At 61.5% G+C, this 17,821-nt stretch carries 19 protein-coding genes; 7 read left to right on the forward strand and 12 right to left on the reverse strand.

Annotation, left to right across the window (positions count from 1 at the left end; all coding sequences use genetic code 11):
* Positions 1-444 precede the first annotated feature (444 nt).
* From AC1DF8_RS24945 to AC1DF8_RS24960, 4 genes are all read left to right on the forward strand, one after another.
* Positions 445-1,335 carry a DUF4399 domain-containing protein gene (locus AC1DF8_RS24945; protein WP_478155436.1) on the forward strand — a complete coding sequence of 297 codons (891 nt, stop codon included), beginning with the start codon at positions 445-447 and terminating at the stop codon, positions 1,333-1,335.
* On the forward strand, positions 1,332-1,685 hold the full coding sequence (locus AC1DF8_RS24950; RefSeq protein ID WP_478155509.1) for a formylglycine-generating enzyme family protein: 354 nt from the start codon (positions 1,332-1,334) through the stop codon (positions 1,683-1,685). Before AC1DF8_RS24945 ends, AC1DF8_RS24950 begins: the two co-directional genes overlap by 4 nt.
* 187 nt (positions 1,686-1,872) lie before the next feature.
* A complete protein-coding gene (locus AC1DF8_RS24955) occupies positions 1,873-3,000 on the forward strand; it encodes an alpha/beta hydrolase (RefSeq protein WP_478155437.1) in 1,128 nt (375 codons plus the stop codon).
* 367 nt (positions 3,001-3,367) lie between these two features.
* Positions 3,368-4,162, forward strand: coding sequence for a metallophosphoesterase (locus tag AC1DF8_RS24960; RefSeq protein WP_478155438.1), 795 nt, complete (start codon positions 3,368-3,370; stop codon positions 4,160-4,162).
* Positions 4,163-4,178: 16 nt separating this feature from the next.
* Here the strand turns inward: AC1DF8_RS24960 and AC1DF8_RS24965 are convergent, their stop codons facing one another.
* The 8 genes from AC1DF8_RS24965 to AC1DF8_RS25000 form a co-directional block, all read right to left on the reverse strand.
* Positions 4,179-5,087 carry an AraC family transcriptional regulator gene (locus AC1DF8_RS24965; protein WP_113117353.1) on the reverse strand — a complete coding sequence of 303 codons (909 nt, stop codon included), beginning with the start codon at positions 5,085-5,087 and terminating at the stop codon, positions 4,179-4,181.
* A gap of 57 nt (positions 5,088-5,144) precedes the next feature.
* The gene (locus tag AC1DF8_RS24970; protein WP_478155510.1) at positions 5,145-5,540 is read right to left on the reverse strand and encodes a hypothetical protein; all 396 of its coding nucleotides are present in this window, start codon (positions 5,538-5,540) and stop codon (positions 5,145-5,147) included.
* A gap of 509 nt (positions 5,541-6,049) precedes the next feature.
* The gene (locus tag AC1DF8_RS24975) at positions 6,050-6,310 is read right to left on the reverse strand and encodes a CPCC family cysteine-rich protein (protein WP_113145662.1); all 261 of its coding nucleotides are present in this window, start codon (positions 6,308-6,310) and stop codon (positions 6,050-6,052) included.
* Between the two features lie 204 nt (positions 6,311-6,514).
* Positions 6,515-7,246, reverse strand: coding sequence for a molybdate ABC transporter substrate-binding protein (locus tag AC1DF8_RS24980; RefSeq protein WP_478155439.1), 732 nt, complete (start codon positions 7,244-7,246; stop codon positions 6,515-6,517).
* Entirely contained in the window at positions 7,243-8,031 is a 789-nt protein-coding gene (locus tag AC1DF8_RS24985; RefSeq protein ID WP_478155440.1) for an ABC transporter ATP-binding protein, read from the reverse strand. Before AC1DF8_RS24985 ends, AC1DF8_RS24980 begins: the two co-directional genes overlap by 4 nt.
* Entirely contained in the window at positions 8,021-9,055 is a 1,035-nt protein-coding gene (locus AC1DF8_RS24990) for a FecCD family ABC transporter permease (RefSeq protein WP_478155441.1), read from the reverse strand. The genes AC1DF8_RS24985 and AC1DF8_RS24990 overlap by 11 nt, the downstream gene beginning before the upstream one ends.
* Complete coding sequence (locus tag AC1DF8_RS24995) at positions 9,052-10,110, reverse strand: ABC transporter substrate-binding protein (RefSeq protein WP_478155442.1); 1,059 nt, start codon at positions 10,108-10,110, stop codon at positions 9,052-9,054. Before AC1DF8_RS24995 ends, AC1DF8_RS24990 begins: the two co-directional genes overlap by 4 nt.
* 214 nt (positions 10,111-10,324) lie before the next feature.
* The gene (locus AC1DF8_RS25000; RefSeq protein WP_478155443.1) at positions 10,325-11,224 is read right to left on the reverse strand and encodes a LysR family transcriptional regulator; all 900 of its coding nucleotides are present in this window, start codon (positions 11,222-11,224) and stop codon (positions 10,325-10,327) included.
* 179 nt (positions 11,225-11,403) lie between these two features.
* Between AC1DF8_RS25000 and AC1DF8_RS25005 the strand changes: the two genes are divergently transcribed.
* Positions 11,404-12,738 (forward strand): MFS transporter, encoded by a 1,335-nt coding sequence (locus AC1DF8_RS25005; RefSeq protein WP_478155511.1) that lies wholly within the window; start codon positions 11,404-11,406, stop codon positions 12,736-12,738.
* 42 nt (positions 12,739-12,780) lie between these two features.
* Here AC1DF8_RS25005 and AC1DF8_RS25010 read toward each other — a convergent pair whose 3' ends face one another.
* Positions 12,781-13,740 (reverse strand): LysR family transcriptional regulator, encoded by a 960-nt coding sequence (locus AC1DF8_RS25010; protein WP_478155444.1) that lies wholly within the window; start codon positions 13,738-13,740, stop codon positions 12,781-12,783.
* Positions 13,741-13,861: 121 nt separating this feature from the next.
* On the opposite strand from AC1DF8_RS25010, the gene AC1DF8_RS25015 reads away from it, so the two are divergent.
* Positions 13,862-14,386, forward strand: coding sequence for a YybH family protein (locus AC1DF8_RS25015; RefSeq protein ID WP_478155445.1), 525 nt, complete (start codon positions 13,862-13,864; stop codon positions 14,384-14,386).
* Positions 14,387-14,465: 79 nt separating this feature from the next.
* Here the strand turns inward: AC1DF8_RS25015 and AC1DF8_RS25020 are convergent, their stop codons facing one another.
* The gene (locus tag AC1DF8_RS25020) at positions 14,466-15,359 is read right to left on the reverse strand and encodes an alpha/beta fold hydrolase (RefSeq protein ID WP_478155446.1); all 894 of its coding nucleotides are present in this window, start codon (positions 15,357-15,359) and stop codon (positions 14,466-14,468) included.
* Between the two features lie 77 nt (positions 15,360-15,436).
* On the opposite strand from AC1DF8_RS25020, the gene AC1DF8_RS25025 reads away from it, so the two are divergent.
* Positions 15,437-16,033 (forward strand): TetR/AcrR family transcriptional regulator, encoded by a 597-nt coding sequence (locus AC1DF8_RS25025; RefSeq protein ID WP_478155512.1) that lies wholly within the window; start codon positions 15,437-15,439, stop codon positions 16,031-16,033.
* A gap of 50 nt (positions 16,034-16,083) precedes the next feature.
* On the opposite strand, the gene AC1DF8_RS25030 is transcribed toward AC1DF8_RS25025, so the two are convergent.
* Together AC1DF8_RS25030 and AC1DF8_RS25035 are read right to left on the reverse strand one after the other, a co-directional pair.
* Entirely contained in the window at positions 16,084-16,251 is a 168-nt protein-coding gene (locus AC1DF8_RS25030) for a hypothetical protein (RefSeq protein WP_478155447.1), read from the reverse strand.
* 58 nt (positions 16,252-16,309) lie between these two features.
* The gene (locus tag AC1DF8_RS25035; protein ID WP_113016031.1) at positions 16,310-17,551 is read right to left on the reverse strand and encodes an alpha-D-ribose 1-methylphosphonate 5-triphosphate diphosphatase; all 1,242 of its coding nucleotides are present in this window, start codon (positions 17,549-17,551) and stop codon (positions 16,310-16,312) included.
* Between the last annotated feature and the right edge of the window lie 270 nt (positions 17,552-17,821).

Consider the following 17,821-nt stretch of genomic DNA (forward strand, 5'->3'; position numbering starts at 1 on the left):
TTCAGCCCTGTTGTTTCGTTGCAGTAGGATACGGTTCCAAGCATGCCTCTGCTTCTAACCGGAATTGATTAGCAACCGTAGAGTAAATTCATTCCGTTCGTTATTACGTGTTTTGAAAAAGGCCATTCTTCAAAAAGGTATTTCTGGGATCCATAGCGTTTGCGTGACCTAGAATAAATCTAGATTTACTGTCGAATATCCGGTTAATTTCTTCATTTTAAGAAATATCAAAAGTAGTTTCGGAGTCGAAATCGGCTGAAAACAGCCTATACCTACTAATCATTTCGATACATATACCACGATCAACAACAGGTGTATTGTTGTCACGGGACACCAATAAATACTTCTGCATGCATAGTGGAGAGCGTGGAACAGTAGTTTCGACCTCTAGGTCGGCTACCGATGGTCTGATTTAACAAGCCAAACGGGGGATAAGTAAAGATCATGAGGAGTTCAGTTCTATACCGCGTAGTGGTTGCTGGTCTGTTGGTAACCACTTCGACATTGGCATATGCGCAAGACAATACCCAGGAAAATACTCAGGACGACGCTATTGGAGGCCCGAGCAAAGCGTCACCGAAAGCGAAAGTCCATTTCATCAACTTGAAAAATGGACAGAAGATCCCGAACGGGACCATAATTTATTTTGGCCTTTCCGGCATGGGGGTGGCTCCCGCAGGAATGGAGAAGGAAAACACTGGTCACCACCATTTGTTGATCGATGATGCCGCTAAAGACCTGTCGGGAATGGACCGCGAGATTCCCAATGACGAAAACCACTTGCATTTTGGCGGCGGGCAAACCGAGTACAAAGTTGACCTGAAGCCTGGCCCCCATACATTGAGGCTGGTCGTTGGCGATGCCAAACATATACCACACTCAAAGCCTGTTTATTCAGATATCATCCGCATCGTAGTTACCGACGAGCAAGACCCGACACCCCCTCTTGACACTCCGCGTTTCCTTGTCGACTGCGAGGGTTGCCAGGAAATGATCGTGCTTCCAGGTGGTCCCTTTATGCAAGGCAGTAAAGGCGGCCCCGCGAGTGAAGATCCGCGCCATGAAGTCAAGGTAGCTCCGTTCGCTATCGCCAAATTTCCCGTTACCTTCGTCGAATGGCAGAAATGCTATGACGACGAGGCCTGCAAGATGATGCCTGACGATCACGGCTGGGGACGCAAAGACCGTCCCGTGCTCAATGTAAGCTGGGACGACACTCAAGATTACGTCAAATGGCTCAGCGAGAAGACAGGCAAGACGTACCGATTGCCAACTGATCCGAATGGGAATATTCAACCAGGGCCGGTACGACGACCCGTTACTGGTGGGGCATAGACGTTGAACCCGGCCAGTACGCCAACTGCAAAAACTGCCGAGAAGATGGCATGGAACCGATGACGGTATCGGTCACGGAATATGCCGCCAACAATTATGGCCTTTACGATACGCTGGGAAACGTGGCGGAATGGGTCGAGGATTGCTGGCATTCGTCATACAAAGGTGCACCGTCAAACGGATCGGCTTGGAATAAGGGGGGCAATTGCGACCAGCGAGTGCTGAAGGGCGGTTACTACGATTCGGACTCCGCCGCCATCCGATCAGCTTCACGAGCGCGCTACGACAAGGATGTTCGGTATTCCGGCAATGGCTTCCGCGTTGCGCGGACGGTTGATGAGACTGACTGACAACGATCGGAGTGAGACTGAGGTTGGGTTTTTCCTTCAACGAAACCCAGCCTCCCCTCGGGAGTAGAGGTAGGCGGGATGACCTGACAAGATTTGCTGTTCTGCGCGCTGTCGCGCCCATCCGGCAACGGAATCGCACCTCATGCTTATACTGTCGGCGGTCGCTCCATCCGGCCCGGAGAAGATCATGATCAAGACGGTTTACTTCGCAACCAATCGCCAGCCGCTGCTCGATCCCACCGATCCGCAGCATCAGCGCATCATCGGTTTCGGCACCGAGCTCGGGCCGACCAGCGGCATCGATGTGCGCTATGGCAGCGCCAAGGTCGACGTCAATCTGTCGAGGAAGACCAATGTAATGGTGCCGGGCTCGCTCGCCGTGGCCAGCCAGCAGCTTCTCTTTGCCGAGGGCGAGGCGGCGACGCTTGGCAGCGACACGATTTTCGATGCCATCCGCGCCTCGATGAAGGCCGACAACAAGCCGACGATCGCCTTCATCCATGGCTTCAGCAACAGTTTCGTCGATTCCATCGAGCGCGCCGGGTGGCTCAGCGCCTTCTACGGGCTCGACGTCAACATGTTCGTCTTCTCCTGGCCGTCGCTCGCCTCGCTCCTGCCCATACCCACGCCCTTCGGCGATTACGCCCATGACCGCAAGACGGCGGCGGCATCCGGCATCGCGATCGCCAGAACCCTGCGCCGCCTCAGCGATTTCGTCGACAAGCTCAGCGAGGAGGAGCGCTGCGACCAGGCCATCCACCTGATCTGCCACAGCATGGGCAATTATGTGATGCGCAACGCGCTGCAGGCGCTGATGAAACTGCCCGAGCCCGCCTCCCCGACGCTTTCGGCCGTCAACGCCATGACCTCGCTGGACGGCGCGCCGTTATCGCCGCTCCGCCGCTATTTCGACAAGGTGATCCTGGCCGCCGCCGACGAGGATGCCGACGCCTTCGACGATCCCGTGAAGTTCAAGTTCCTGCCCCGGATCTGCCGGTCGATCACCGTCTACTATTCCGAGAAGGACTGGATCCTGAGCACGCTCAGCAGCGGCACGAAATTCAATGGCCCGCGCCTCGGCGCCGACGGCCCCGACAATATGGGTACGATCAGCGACAAGGTATCGGCCGTCGACGTCAGCGCCGTCCTTTCCCCATCGGAGCCGGAAAACCATCAATATTACCGGGTCTTCCCGCAAATGCGCGACGACATAAAGGCCGTGCTGACCGGCACTGCACCCGAAAAGATCGCCAATCGCCAGGCGATCGGGCAAGGCCGGTGGCGGCTGGTCAAGAGGGCCGGAAAACCCTCGTGAGCGGCGTCGGTTCGGCGCATTTCTAAACCTGTGGCTGGCGTTCGGCCTCGGCGAGCCCGCGGAACTTTCTGTCCGGTCTGCAGCCCGAAAGAAAAACCCTCCCCAACCCCTCCCCGCAAGAGGGAGGGCCTGACCCTGAGCACGGCGTTTCTCCCCCGAGACGGTAGATGTGGAGGAAAAAGGGAGCAGCACGTTAAGCCCCTCTCCCTTGTGGAGAGGGGTTTGGGGCGGGGTCTTTTCCAAACCGCAATCGCCCGCAAACATCGCGCAAATCTATTTCGGCCGCCCCGCCCTGTTCCCCCGGTCTCCAGCTTGGCGCGGCTCACGAACAATGCCATACCAAATGCCATAACGGAGCCAGGCATCGATGACCGGGAACGCTTCTCTGCACACATTCGCCATCGGCGATATCCACGGTCGCGCCGACCTGCTGGAGGAGATGCTCTCAGGCATTTCAGGCAAAGCGCGTGACGAAGGGATCGATTACCGGATCGTCTTCCTCGGCGACATCATGGATCGCGGGCCGGAGAGCCGCAGGGCGCTGGATCTCGTCATCCGGACGCTGCGCGACAGGCCGGGCTCGAAACTGATATGCGGCAACCATGACGCCATCCCGCTTCTGATCCTCGACGAGACGGACCCGGTCGCGCGGGCAGATCTTGTCAGCCACTGGCGAGACCTTGGAGGCAGCGAGACCATGCTTTCCTTCGGCCTGCCCCTTGCGGCATCCATCACTGCAGAGGAAATCCGGAGCCGGTTCGGAGACGAACGCCTGCAATGCCTGCGCGATGCCGAGCGCTATGTCGAGCTCGACCACCACATCCTCGTCCATGCCGGCCTGAAGCCCGGCATTGCCCTGGCCGAACAGGAGGCGCAGGCGCTGATGTGGATACGCGGCGAGTTCCTGAATGCCAGCGCCTCGTTCGGCAAGATCGTCGTTCACGGGCACACGATCACCGCGAGCGAACGCGTCGAGGTCTTCCCGAACCGGATTGCCATCGATACCGGCGCCTTTGCAACGAATATCCTGTCGGCGCTTCACATCAGCCCTTCAGGCGATGTCTCGGTGCTGCAGGCAACGGCAGCCGGCCCCGGTCCATGCCGTTTCCTGGAGGGCCGGCCCCTCACCCGGTCTCATGACAATGTGGATCTGCTGTTCTAGGCTTCGCTAGGAAATATCAGTTCGGCTCCCGCCTGAACGGTACCAGATTGGATGCCGACCCCTTGGCAACATCCCTGCCGTCACGCTCACCCGGCTCCGTGCGCCAGTCCGCCGTGATTTCCAGCCTGTGCTGGCTCGCCGGCATCTGGTCGCTGAAATAGCGCGTCGGCGTCGTTCCGAGCATGCGGCGGAACATGGCGATGAAGGCGCTGACGCTTTCATAGCCGAGATCGCCGGCGATCACGGTCACGAGCTGCCCGGCCGCCAGCCGCTGAAGCGCCACGCCGATATGCAGCTGCTGGCGCCAGCGCATGAAGGACATGCCCGTCTCCCGCTGGAACAGGCGGCTGAGCGTGCGGTTGCTGGCGCCGACCCGCGCGCCCCATTCGTCTATGGTGAAGCGCAGGCCGGGCTCGGCGACCATCGCCTCCGTCAGCCGCTGCAGCCTGCGGTCGGCGGGCATCGGCAGGTGGATCGGCTCGAGCGGCGCGGCGCGCAGTTCATCGAGAAGCACGCCCACCAGCCGGTTAAGCCGTTCGGGCGCGATATCCGGACTATCGGGGCGCGGCTCCAGCCGAAAGATCAGCTCGCGCAGAAAAGGCTGAACGAAGAGAATGCCGCATTCGTCCTGCAGTCCGTCGGTTAGTTTCGCGTCGACATAGAGATTGCCGATCCTGACATGGCCGCAGACGCGCCCGCTATGGGCGGTGCCGCCCGGAATCCACAGCGCGCAATTCGGCGGCACCGTCCAGACACCGCCGGCCGCCCTCATCGTCAGCACGCCGCTGATGACGTAGAGCAACTGCGCCTTCTGGTGGCGATGCGGCTCGGACTCGCCGACGAATGTCGTCTCGGTGATGAAGCTGAAGGCCGGCCACGACACATCGTCGATCCGCGCGGGGTCAAATCTATCCGGAATATCCATTGCCGATCCCCATTGCGAGCTTGGCCGACGGCGCGTGACTTATCACAGAAGCCGGATTCAGAGTAACCAGGCATCGTCCCTGCTGCCGAGCAGGCTGCGCCCCTTGCGCTCCGCCTCCTCTTCATCTGCGGCAAAGACGATCGCGAAGCCGAAGGCCTTTCCGGCCGTGACTGCCGCGATCTTGATGGCGGGCGACATCGGCCTGCCGCCGTCGATGACGATCATGCCGCGGCAATAGGCCCTCATCCGGTCCTTGATCTTCTTGAAAAACAGCGCCCTCTCCTTGCGCTCCTCCTGCGTGTCATCGTCATGATCGTCGGGTGCGTGATCCGTGACCAGCACGAAAGGCCGCCGTTCCTCCAGGAGAGCCTCGATCTGATCATTGATGGGAGTTTCGGCATTAGCCTCGGTGCGGATGAAGACGACGGGGAGAAGGGAACGATCCAGAAGCACGGGCAACGGCCTTTCGAGAGTGAAGCAAGTGAGACGAGCCTAGCATTCCGCGCCGAAGCCGGATTTCGCGAAGCTGCCAACAAATGCCGGGGATCGGCCAAGATTTGCGAGGGAGTTCGATGGTTGGCAGCCTTGCCCTGGTGCTTAAGGTCGGATGTGCCCGTTGAAGGCGGCACGTGAAGCCTATTCCTTATGCGTCAACTTCGCCCTGCGGCTAACCGCCCGAAAACCGAACCATATTGCAGCAATTACGAAAATGAGACTCGTCGGAGCACCAAACCCGGCGATTTGCATGACGGTTTCCGCATCAGTGCACTGCACGGCTTCAGGACATCCCCGGTCATAATAGTCGCTCCGTGCAGCAAGACCTGCGAAGGAGAGAACGATAAACGATGTCGTCCCGAAAACGCCGATAAGGCTGATAAAAACCAGAATGCTTGCCTCCGCTAGAACAGAATTTGAGCTTCTCATCTTATCCACCTGATGGGCAATGAAGTCGGCGTTCGGCCTCAGGGAAGACGGGCCTTTTTTACAAGGCGGGGATGGCTGACGCCACAAGTTTCAAGGTTTCGGCGGGCCTGCGTCAATGACAACGCTCCGTTGGGGCCGCCACGAATCTCGTCGGCATAGGGATCGTCCTGCCCATCATCTTCCCAAAAGCATATGCCGCAAATCTCATAGCTCCCCCGCTCTCCCAAAGTCGGATGGTGGCAACACGGACACGGATACGGCTCGTCGGAAGGAGGTTTGACGACATTGTGGAATTTCATGCGGTAAAACTGTGCGATGCCCGCTGTCTTGTCAACGGAGCCTGGCTATCCCCCATGATCGCCGATGAAAAGTAGACGAAGCCCTCGAACCGGCCTTCCATCTGGGCGCCTCGCCTGAAGCGTCACCCAGCATGGCGTTTCGGCTATCGCGCATGGTTGCGATCCGCCGAACGGCCAGGCACTTGAGGATTGCATCCGCAAAATCTAGCCGACCCGCGAAAAGCCTGCTTCTTTCAATATCTCCTGCCCTTGATCGGACAGGAGAAAATCCCGCAGTTCTCTCGCATCGTCCGGAGCGCCCTTGCACAGCCCCAAACCATATTCGATCTTGGGAGAGAATTCCGCCGGGATTTCCACGACGCGGAAAGCTGGATCGGCCTCCAGCAGCCGGGCGTTGGAATAATAGCTCAGGAAAAGGTCGGCTTCGCCGTCAGTGATCAGATAACCGCCGCTCTTGCCGGGCGGTGTCGGCGGCGAATTACGGCCGCCGACCAGTTGCCGCGCGCGGGTTTTCAGCGCCACGCCCATGCCTGGATGCTGCGCCTCCACTAGGTCGAAAACCTCGAAGGCGTAGTCCCCGGAAGGATCGTCGCCTGGCGTCGATGTGCCGATCTTCACCTGGGGATCTGAGAGGATGTCGAGAAAATTCTCCGTCGTGAGGCCGAGATCGGCGCGTGCGATCACGCAAAGCCGATTGCGGGCAAAGCAGACGGGCTCGCCCGTGATGCCGAGGGAAGCGAGGCGTCGCGGATGCGCCAGATTGGCCGAAGCGAAAAGATGGAATGCTTCGCCCGCCTCGATCCGCTCGCGCAACAGGCCGGCAGGTCCGAGTGACAGTGAAATCCCGATACCCGTCATCTGCCCGAAAGCGCCGATGATGGCAGGAAATGCATGCCGCATGCTGCCAGCGGAGAGCACCTTCACGGATTGGGTCATCGACGTTCTCCTTTTCGGTCTCTTTGCCGGAAGAGCGGCACGAAAGCGGTTTCTTCACGCTCACCGCTGCCGAGGCGTGCCGACAGGATCGGAATGCCGTAAAGCGCTTCCAGATAGGCTTCCGTCATCACCTCTTCGGTTGCGCCGAAGACGGTTCTCGTCTGTGGCAGCATGAGCAGCACCTTGTCAGCCACGGCAACCGCGTGGTTGGGCTGATGGGTGGTAAAGGCAATGGCGAGCTTTTCACGGTCGGCCAACTCGCTGAGCAGGGAGAGCACGACATCCTGATTTTTCAGGTCGAGCGCGGAAGCCGGCTCGTCGAGCAACAGAACCGCATTCTCACCCGCAAGCGCGCGGGCAATCAGCACGAGTTGGCGCTCGCCACCGGACAAAGCCTCGATATTGCGCGACGCGTAATCGGCCATGCCGGTGGCGCTGAGTGCCGCCATCGCCTTTTCCACATCGCGCTTTCGCGGCGTCTGGAAAACTGCGATATGCCGGGCGCGGCCCATCAGCACCACATCCAGTACCGAATAGGGAAAGGAGCCGATGAATTCCTGCGGTACGAAGCCGGTGCCCTGGTTGAGTTCCACCCGGCCGGAGGTTGGCTTCAGAAGTCCCGCCAGAACCCGCAGCAATGTCGATTTGCCGCGGCCGTTCGGCCCCAGGATAGCAGTGATCTCCCCTGCCCTCAGGTCGAAGTCGAGATCGCGGAACTGCCAGTGCTCGCCGTCATAGGACTGGCTGACGGCCTCGATGCGCAGCATGACCGGATCAGAATCCACGTGCGCCTCTCTGGGTCTGCTTCAACACCAGCGCGAAGACCGGCGTGCCGATCAGCGCGGTCAGGATGCCGAGCGGGATTTCAGTGGCTGTGGCAGTGCGGGCGACGGTATCGATTATCAGCAGGTAAAGCGCGCCGATGATTAGCGAGGCCGGCATCATCACCCGGTGATCGGGGCCGACCAGCATGCGCGCCATATGCGGCACGACCAGCCCGACCCAGCCGATAGCGCCGCTGACGGCCACCTGCGCCGATACGATGCAGGAGACGAGGATCAGGATCAGCCAACGGAGCGGCTCGACATTGACGCCGAGGGCACGGGCATCCTCGTCGCCGATGGAGAGCAGATTGATGCGCCAGCGCAGGCCGAGCAGCAGAAAGCTGCAGATCAGAACGGGCGCGGCGATCAGCAGGAACTTTTCCCAATTGGCGGTGGCGAAACTGCCGAGCAGCCAGAAGACCATGGCCGGCAGCTTGTCCTCCGTATCGGCCAGATACTGGACGAGGCTGACGAGCGCACCGAAGAAGCCGGTGACGACGACACCGGCCAGTACCAGCGCCAGGATGTTGCGGCGCGCGACGATGCCGTTCAGCGCGTAGACCAGAACCAGGGCCGAAAGCCCGAAGACGAAGGCCGAGCCAAGCAGCCCGTAACGCGGAAAGCCAAAGAGGATGGCGAGCACACCACCGAAGGCAGCACCCGAAGAGACGCCCATCACCTGCGGCCCCACGAGCGGATTGCGGAACACGCCCTGCATCGTGGCGCCGGAAAGTGCGAGACCCGCGCCGGCCAGAAGCRCCAGCAGGATGCGCGGCATGCGCACCGTGAAGACGACATTCGCCTCCGTCGGCGTTACCGGCACGTCCGGTGGCGAAATCGGCGCCCAGAGGATCTCGATTACCCGCGCGAACGGAATGTCGTAACGGCCTATGCCAAGGGAAGCGACCGCGACGAGCGCCAGAGTGACCGCCAGTAACGCGATGATCACCGATGGCGGGCGTCGCGGCAAGACGTCGTCATTCATTGCGCAGGGCGATAGTCGGTGCGGTAGAACTCCCTGTAATAGGCATCCGCTTCCTTCTGCATGTCGATATCCTTGAACCGCTCGGGATAGAGCTCCTTCGCCATCCAGAGTTCACCGAGCGCCATCGCTTCCGGCATCGGATAGCCCCAGGCCTTGGCATATTCCGGCATCAGGTAGACCTTGCCGTTCTTGACAGCATCGATCGTCTGCCAGGAATCGGCCTTCCTGATCTCGTCGACGACGGCCGGATAACGCTCCTGGACGAAGATGACGGCCGGGTTCCATGTCAGGACGTCTTCCATCGACACCTGCTTGAAACCGGCGATCGAGTTCGCAACGTTGCGGGCGCCGGCGCGCTCCATCATCAGGCCGGTATATTTGCCGCGGCCATAGGTGGAGAGGTCCGGATTGGCCATGTAGGTGGCGACGCGCTTGTCTTCCGGGATGTCGGCGAGCCGGTCGGCAACGAGCTTGCGGGTCTTCTTGGTGACCGCGATCATCTCCTCGCCCTTTTCCTTGCGGTCAAGCACGTCGGCGATCAGCCGCACGCCGGTCGCAAAACCGGCGTCGATCGCAGCCGGCTCGTCTTTGACCGTCGGGTTGAGCTTGACGGCTTCGGCCGGCGGCACGTCGAGCAGCGAAATGGCGACGACGGCGAGGCCGGCATCCTCGATCTGCTTGACCATGTCGGCCGGCGCGTAGTTGGTGACGAACACCACATCCGGCTTCAGCTTCAGCAACTCCTCGATATTGACCTTGGTGAGGCCACCCGGCATGGCAAGGTTCGGAAGCTGTGGTGCGAGACGCACATAATTGGCGCCGAGCTGCTTCTTCCACTCGTCGAGTACACCGACCACCTTGTCCATCGCATCCATCTGCACGGCGATGTTGAGCGTCTGGTGCTGCAGGATGACGACACGGCTGACGACGTCAGGGATGTGCACCTGTCGGCCGATCTGATCGGTAACCAGACGGTCGGCCCAGGCGGGGGCAGACAACAATAAACCACTGATAGCAATGGCGATTTTCGCAACGAAAGCGAGACGGGCGATCATGGGCATGGGTCCTCAAGGATGGAGCCGACCGCTAGCATGATATTCGGCCGTATACAACGACGTTATATTCGACTGAATACGTCGATCGCGCAGGAACAAGGAGTGATGTCTGTCAATCGCGATCAAAGCGGCACGCGCAAAAGCGGCCGGCGCACGGCGACGAACAGCGTCTGCCTTGCGCCGATACGTCCTTCTTCAGCTATCGAATGCGCACTCAGTTCATTGACTTGAACGTCTCGAAGATCAGCGCTCTCAGCCAACGATGAACGGGATCTGCATCCATTCGCGGGTGCCACGCCTGGACGATGTCGAAACCCGGCACCACGACCGGCAGGTCGAAAGTCCTGATCTGGCTTGTTGCGGCGGATTTGCGATAGGAATTCGGAATCGCGCCGATCAAATCGGATGCCGCCGCAACCGCGATTACCGTTGGAAAGCTTGGCACGATCAGTCTGACATCGCGGTAGACGCCGAGTTCGGCGAGCGCCCTGTCGACCGGACCGGCAAAATCCGCGTGCGGTGAGAAGAGTACGTGGCCCCAGGCGGAATAGCTCTCGACCGTGATCGGATCTGCATCGAAAATCGGGTGTCCTGTCCTTGCAAGACCCACATACCGGTCTTGAAAAAGGGTCTGGCAACGCAGTTCTCCGCTCTCCGTCGGCAGGACGCCGATATCGAGATCCACGGCCGCGTCTCTCAGGGATTGAACGTCCTTGTCCGATCGCGGCGCAAACCGAAGCCTTACGCCTGGTGCCGCGTTCGCCACAGCAGCGCTCAGCCCCGCGGCAAAAATAAGCACGAACGCCTCATTGGCACGGATGGTGAAATCGCGGCGCACCTCGCGAATTTCCACTGTTGACGGCGGACTGAGCACCGCTTTCACGGCTTCTCTCAACGAATGCACGTCTTCGGCGATCGCCAGGGCATGGGGCGTTGCGACCATGCCGCGCCCGGCCGGCACAAGGATCGGATCGCCGAGCGCAGCCCTCAACCGTGACAGCGTCCGGCTCATGGCTGATGTACTGAGGCCAAGCCGGCGCGCGGCGGCCGATACGCTTCTCTCGCGCAACAGCGCATCCAGTGCCACCAGAAGATTGAGGTCGAGATCGGACATGGTTCAATTTACTCAGACATGGCGTTTTATGCAACACTCGTTTGATTTCGTTGCGTCTGGCGCTTGCAGCCGTCAAGGCCTAACTGGTCGGCCATCCGACAACGATTGGGAGTTTCTCAATGTCCCTCGCCTCCACCGCACCGATTTCTCAGGATGGCCCGGCATCGCCTCGACAGTACATGGCCATCGCACTCATCCTTCTCTCGGCTGTTCTCGTCGTTCTTGATGGAGCCATTGCCAACGTCGCCCTGCCCTCGATCGCACTCTCGCTGCACGTGGAAGCGGGCAGCACCGTATGGGTCGTGTCAGCCTATCAGCTGGCCGTGCTGGTCGCCCTTCTTCCCTGTGGCGCGCTCGGGGAAGTCTATGGCGCGCGGCGGGTCTTCCTGATCGGCGTCGCGCTGTTCACCGCGGCTTCGGCTGCCTGCGCCTTCGCAGGCGACCTTTCCCTGCTGATCCTTGCCCGTTTCGCGCAGGGCCTCGGGGCCGGCGCGATCATGGCGCTTGCCATGATGAACCTCCGCTCGGCCCTGCCGCAGCACATGCTGGGTCCGATCATCGGCGTCAATGCCATGGTCATCGCGATTTCTTCCGCTGCCGGTCCAGGCATCGCCGGCGCCATCCTTTCCGTCACGACCTGGCCCTGGCTCTTTGCGGTCAATATACCGATCGGCATCATCGTGCTGCTCAGCGGCGGTCTGCTGGAGAAGATGCAGGGCACGAAGCGAAAGCTGAACATCAAGGCCTTGCTGGCCAACACGTCGATGTTCATCCTCTTCTTCTGCGGCACCGACCGGATAGCGACCGCGCCGGCAAGCGGCACGGTCCTCATTGCCGCCTCGGTAGCTTGCCTAGTCGTCCTGCTGCGCCTGGAACGCAAAAGCGATGCCCCGATCATTCCGACGGATCTCCTGGCGGCACCCGCATTCCGCGTGGCAGTCATCGCCTCGATATCCTGCTTCTGCGGCCAGATGCTGAGCTACATCGCGCTACCCTTCTATCTCCAGCACAGGCTGCACATGACCCCGGTTCTGGCCGGTCTCTACATGATGCCCTGGCCGGTTGCGACGGCGATCATCGCGCCCTTTTCGGGACGTCTGGCAAACCGCGTCAAGACCGCATGGCTTTGCGCGACAGGCGGCGCGCTGCTGGCTGTCGGCCTCCTTGTGGCAGTTCTCTGCCCGCCCGATCCGAGAGGCATCGCGTTTCTGGTCGGCACGGTGATTGCCGGCCTGGGTTTCGGCCTGTTCCAGACGCCGAACAACCGCATTCTGCTTCTCTCGGCTCCGAAAGCCAGAAGCGGCGCGGCAGGCGCCATGCAGGGCACCGCACGGCTTCTCGGCCAGACCCTGGGCGGAATCTCCATGTCGCTCATCTTCGCGACATTGCCGCTCTCTGCCGCGCTCGAATTTGCGGTCGTCCTGTCGGCTGCCTGCGCTGCAATTGCCAGCCTGGTCAGCCTGAGCCGCGCCCGCTACGAACTGGCGGGACAATCTGGAGCGAGCAATCGATGAGCATTCTGTAAGCCAGGGCCGAGAGCATTCGTTCGTTCCCGGTCAGGCCGATCCCGCAGAACCCTCGCATGCCGACTGCAGCATCCCGAACAGCCAGCTGAGCCCCGCATCCATCATCGCGGCGCGCGGGGCGACAGCACTCAGCCGGAAACGCGGCAGCGGCAAAGGCGCATTCACCGTCGTGAGGCCGAAGCGCGGGGAGTAGAGTGCGGCAAAGCGCCGGGGAACTGCGACCAGCATGTCGCTCTCGCCGGCGATGGCGAGCGCGAACATGAAGTTTGGCACAGTCAGCGCCATCCGCCTGCTCAAGCCCATCTGTTCGAGGGCCGTGTCGACGAAACCGTGCGGATCGCCACCAAGTGAAACGACGAGGTGGCGCATCCCGACATAGCGGTCGAGCGTCGGTTCCTCAGCGAAGGGATGACCGGCGCGCATGGCAATGGCGAAGTCCTCCTCATAGAGCGTCAGGCTGTGGAAGCGCGCCGGAATGTCCTCGGAAGGCACGATCGCAATATCCATGGCGCGCGCTTCCAGCTCGCCAAACGCGTTGCGCCAGGCCCGCGCAGGCGCGCTTTCGCCCTGCTCCGGCAGCAGCTGGCGTATGCTGATATCGATCTCAGGCGCCGTCCTTTCCAATCCCGAAAGCAGCGCGGACAGGAAGACTGCGGAAACACCATCCGGCGCCCCCAGCGTGAAGCGGCGGCTCGACCTTGCCGGATCGAAGGGCTCGGCCGTCGCTATCACGCTTCGCACCCTGGCGAGAATCTCGGCAACAGGTGCTGCGAGCTCCGTCGCGCGCGCCGTCGCCACCACGCCTCTCGGCGTCCTCACGAACAGCGGATCGTTGAGCATTCGCCGCAGGCGCTGAAGCCCGTGGCTGACGGCTGACGGTGAGATGTTCAGCCGGTCGGCGGCGCGGCCGACATGGCCCTCYTCGATGACCGCTTCGAAAAGCACGAGGAGATTGAGATCGGCGCGCGAGAGATCAGTTTCATTCAGCATATCGCTGAAATCATATCATTGGCTTCAGCATCCGAAAACCGGCATTGTTTGAACATGCAGGCTCCGCAGCCGCGCTTCCGAACCCAGGCTGGCAAAGGACCAGGCTAGCAAAGGAAATCTCATGTCACCTTCAAGACGATCCCTTCTCGTTGCCGGCACCGCCGGTCTTGCCTCCCTTGCCGGCAATGTCCGCGACATCAGGGCCGATATGCCGGCAGCCGATCTCGCCCGGATATCGGAAGAGGCCAATGCCGCGCTGATGCGTGGCGATGTCGACACCTACCGGGCGCTTGTGCCGCGCACGCAGGACTTCACGCTCATGTCGCCCTTCGGCGGCACACCGTCCCACGAGGCCGGCTTCACCGAAAAGACCTGGGATGGCATGCGGCAATTCTTCAGGAACGGCACGCTGAAACAGGAAGTCGTCCAAACCTATGCCAGCGCCGACATGATCGTGCTTGCCGTCATCGAGCGCGCCCACGTCGAAGTCGGCGGCCTGCCCGCACAGGATTGGGCGTTGCGGGTGACGCTCGTCTACCGGCGCGAAGGCGGGCAGTGGCGGCTTGCCCATCGCCACGCCGATCCGCTCGGCCATGCCATTACGTTGGAGCAATCGGCGGCACTCGGGCGTGGGGCCATATATTGAGGAGTGCCTTGCGCCGAGAGAAGATGTCGCGACAGAAGCAGAAAGGGAGCGAGCACCCTGCCCGCCCCCTTCCCGTGCTTCACTTGCCGGAAACCGAGTCCCGGAACTCCGCCAGGTCGCGGTTGAAGCGCGGTGCCTCCTCCAGGAATGGCGCGTGGCCAGATTGCGCATAGATCTTTTCCCGAACGGTCGGATTGAGCACGCGGGCGCGGGCGATGCTCGGCTCAACATTCACCAGATCATCCTTGCCGCCATAGAGCAGTAGAACCGGCACGCGCGCTTTGCCCAGGCCCTCGGCAGCCGAAACGGTCATCGACGGCACTGTCCGCGTCATGATCCATGAGGCCATCGCGGCATTGGAGAGCAGGCGCTCGAAGGTTGCCGCATCCGGCTGCGTTGCAAAACACAGGGCCAGGAAGGTTTTGACCGCATCGAGATGCACCTTCAGCCCATCCGAAGCCATGCCGGCATAGACATCGGGATGCGCGGTGATCAGCGCAGCATTGAGTTCGATCACCCCGTCGACATAGACGACGCCGGCAATGGCGCCGTCGCCATAGGCGGCAAGATAGTTCGAGATGACGACGCCGCCGAGCGACCAGCCGACGAGGACAGGCTTGCGAACACCGGTCTCCTTCAGGACCGCCGAGAGATCGTCGGCCCAGCGGCGCCCGTCGCGATAGGCCTCGGCATCGTCAGGCTTGCCCGACAGGCCGTGGCCGCGCATGTCGTAGCTGATCAGCCGAAACTTCTGCAGCTCGGGGCTGCCGACCTGCATGTCCCAGTTGAGATGGCTGCCGAGCAGGCCGTGGATGAAAACGATCGCCGGCCCGGCGGGATCGCCTGCTTCCTGAACCGCGATCTCGACGCCATCGGGCGCCTTCACCGTGTAATTCTTCTCCGCGGCCATGGCCACGGAAGACAGTCCCGCCAGCAGGACCACCACCCAGATGCCGCGCATTATTCTCATCATGCCAAAATCCTTATGTTTAGTGATCACTACAAACTAACCGCTTGCCTTTTGCTGTCAAGGAGTCTTTAGTGATCACTATGGATAAGGTTGTGAAAACACGCCGCGGCGGCCCGCGAACCTTCGACCGGGACGAGGCGATCGACATCGCCATGCGGCTCTTCTGGCGGCATGGATACGAGGGCGTCTCGCTGAACGACCTGACGGCGGCAATCGGCGTCGCGCCCCCGAGCCTCTACTCGGCCTTCGGCAGCAAAGCCGGCCTCTACCGCGAGGCGCTCCAACGCTATTTCGGCTTGCGCGGGCCGGTCTGGGATATCAAACCCACCGCGACCCTTCAGGAGACCGTCGAAACCCTGCTCCACAAGGCAATCGACGCCGTCATCGACCCGGCCGGAGAGCGGGGCTGCATGATTTCGAGCGGCATGATCCAGTGCGGCCCCGACCACGCGGAACTCGCGCGCGAGCTGGCGGAACGCCGCGACGCGATGCGCGACATGATCGCAGCAACGCTCGGGCACTGGCTGGACCGCGACCGCGCCCTTTCGCTGGCCCGCTATCTTGTCGCTGTCCTGCAGGGCCTGTCCGTCCAGGCCTATGATGGTGCTTCGAGAGAGGAATTGCGCCAGGTGTCGGACGAAGTCATCGCGGGTTTAAAGGCGAGAATGTTCAGCTAAAACAGCGCGCCTTCCCGATCAGGCCCGCCTGTCGCATCCCCATGAGGGCTTCATTCCTTTTCCGCGTCCCTGTCGCCATCAGAGGCCCTGGGCTTGCCGCGCGAACGCAGGTTGTCGAAGCCCATATAGTGGTCGGCGTCGGATGTATTCCACTTGCCGGCCAGATAGATGACGGCAACGGCTACAGCGAATATGAGCAGGACATAGAGCGTTTCCATATCTGCGATGTAGCGCGCAGATATGGATCGGACAGTTCCGGGTAATATTCCGCCGCTCTCAGGCCATTGCGAATTCGCCGGCAGGTGCCGCGCGATAGGCTTCGCGGCCGCCGACCCAGGTGCGGCGAACCGCGGGCGCTCCACCCTCGGGCCAGTCGACCAGCACGAGATCCGCCCGCTTGCCGATCTCGATGAGACCGCGATCGGCAAGGCCGGAGGCCTGTGCCGGGTTGCCTGACACGAGCGGCCAGAGCGCATGGAGCGGTGCCACGCCGTCGGCCTTCAGCCTTGCGAGGCCGAGCAGCATCGCCGGATAGTAATAGTCCGAGGCGAGAATGTCGCAGAGCCCCTCGCGGATCATGTCGGCCGCACCGATCGAGGCGAGATGGCTGCCGCCGCGCGTCGCGTTCGGTGCGCCGAAGACGATGAAGTCGCCGGCATCGCGGGCCGCCCGCGCCACCCTGCGGTTCATCGGGAATTCGCAGATCCGCGCCCCGCGCAGCCGGAAGAAATCGCGCGTTTCGATCTGGCTGTCGTCATGCGACAGCATCGGTGCGCCCGCAGCCTTGCCGAGGGCCGCGACTTCCTCGATCGCGCCGGGCACTTCAGGACGGCGTTCCCACATGCTGCGCACGAGCGCCACCATGTCGGCCACCGGAATTTTTGCCCGCTTGGCGCGTTCGGCCATCTTCTCGGTGAAGCTGGGCGTTTCGGGATCCACGGTCGGGAAGGCCGGATCGAGGTCGAACGGCCGCTCCTGCAGCGGGATTGACGGATGCAGCATCACCATCGACGTATGGTCGTTGAAGGCGATCGACGGCAGGCGCGGACCGGCAAGCGCCTCGCGAATGAGATCGATCGCCTCGAAGCAGAAAGTTTCCCAGCGCAGTTGCACCCGATTGTCCACCGTCAGCCGCGGCGTGAGCGTGTCGAGCGCACGCACGATCGCGTAACCGGTTTCGACCGAGCGCAGCCCGGGCTCCCAGCTGAGCGTCAGCGCATGATAGGCGGTCGCAATGCCGTTGGCGGCAAGCTGGCGGTCGGTCTCGAGCAGCGCGGCAGCGACCGGCAGCATCGTGCCGGGCCGCGGCATGACCTGCCGCTCGAAGGCATCGCCATGAATATCCACGAAGGCCGGGCCGAGCAGATGGCCGCGTCCGTCGATGACATCAGCGCCGTCGCGCGCGCCGTCGATACCGGTGATCCGCCCGTCTTCGATACGCACGGAGGCGCTCTCCAGACGATCGCCGAAAACCACGGTTGCACCCTCGATGATCACTGCCGGATTGTTTTGCTGCATGGCTCTCGTTCCAGGAAAAGGAAGGCGCAGCAGCTGAGTCCCTCGACAGGCTGCGCGCAGGCCGCCGCTTCTAACCAGCGGATATGACAAATTTGCGAACGTCGCTGCGCGTCGGCACTATTTGATCGCGGCGGCAGCACTCTTTCCTCCTCGTGCAATCCGGGTTTCCTTGCCCGTATCGAAGCTGCTTTACGGACATGCCCGCGAATGGCACGCTCCATGACAAGGCGACGCTTCGGCAGTTGCTGAACCATAGTCCGGGATTCGATT

Source organism: Rhizobium sp. 05N49 (assembly GCF_056396805.1).

Excerpts from the sequence above, each read along its gene's own strand:
- AC1DF8_RS24945 (WP_478155436.1), top strand. The coding sequence starts at position 445 with ATGAGGAGTTCAGTTCTATACCGCGTAGTGGTTGCTGGTCTGTTGGTA.
- AC1DF8_RS24955 (WP_478155437.1), top strand. The coding sequence starts at position 1,873 with ATGATCAAGACGGTTTACTTCGCAACCAATCGCCAGCCGCTGCTCGAT.
- AC1DF8_RS24960 (WP_478155438.1), top strand. The coding sequence starts at position 3,368 with ATGACCGGGAACGCTTCTCTGCACACATTCGCCATCGGCGATATCCAC.
- AC1DF8_RS24965 (WP_113117353.1), bottom strand. The coding sequence starts at position 5,087 with ATGGATATTCCGGATAGATTTGACCCCGCGCGGATCGACGATGTGTCG.
- AC1DF8_RS24975 (WP_113145662.1), bottom strand. The coding sequence starts at position 6,310 with ATGAAATTCCACAATGTCGTCAAACCTCCTTCCGACGAGCCGTATCCG.
- AC1DF8_RS24980 (WP_478155439.1), bottom strand. The coding sequence starts at position 7,246 with ATGACCCAATCCGTGAAGGTGCTCTCCGCTGGCAGCATGCGGCATGCA.
- AC1DF8_RS24995 (WP_478155442.1), bottom strand. The coding sequence starts at position 10,110 with ATGATCGCCCGTCTCGCTTTCGTTGCGAAAATCGCCATTGCTATCAGT.
- AC1DF8_RS25000 (WP_478155443.1), bottom strand. The coding sequence starts at position 11,224 with ATGTCCGATCTCGACCTCAATCTTCTGGTGGCACTGGATGCGCTGTTG.
- AC1DF8_RS25005 (WP_478155511.1), top strand. The coding sequence starts at position 11,404 with ATGGCCATCGCACTCATCCTTCTCTCGGCTGTTCTCGTCGTTCTTGAT.
- AC1DF8_RS25015 (WP_478155445.1), top strand. The coding sequence starts at position 13,862 with ATGTCACCTTCAAGACGATCCCTTCTCGTTGCCGGCACCGCCGGTCTT.
- AC1DF8_RS25020 (WP_478155446.1), bottom strand. The coding sequence starts at position 15,359 with ATGATGAGAATAATGCGCGGCATCTGGGTGGTGGTCCTGCTGGCGGGA.
- AC1DF8_RS25025 (WP_478155512.1), top strand. The coding sequence starts at position 15,437 with ATGGATAAGGTTGTGAAAACACGCCGCGGCGGCCCGCGAACCTTCGAC.
- AC1DF8_RS25030 (WP_478155447.1), bottom strand. The coding sequence starts at position 16,251 with ATGGAAACGCTCTATGTCCTGCTCATATTCGCTGTAGCCGTTGCCGTC.
- AC1DF8_RS25035 (WP_113016031.1), bottom strand. The coding sequence starts at position 17,551 with ATGCAGCAAAACAATCCGGCAGTGATCATCGAGGGTGCAACCGTGGTT.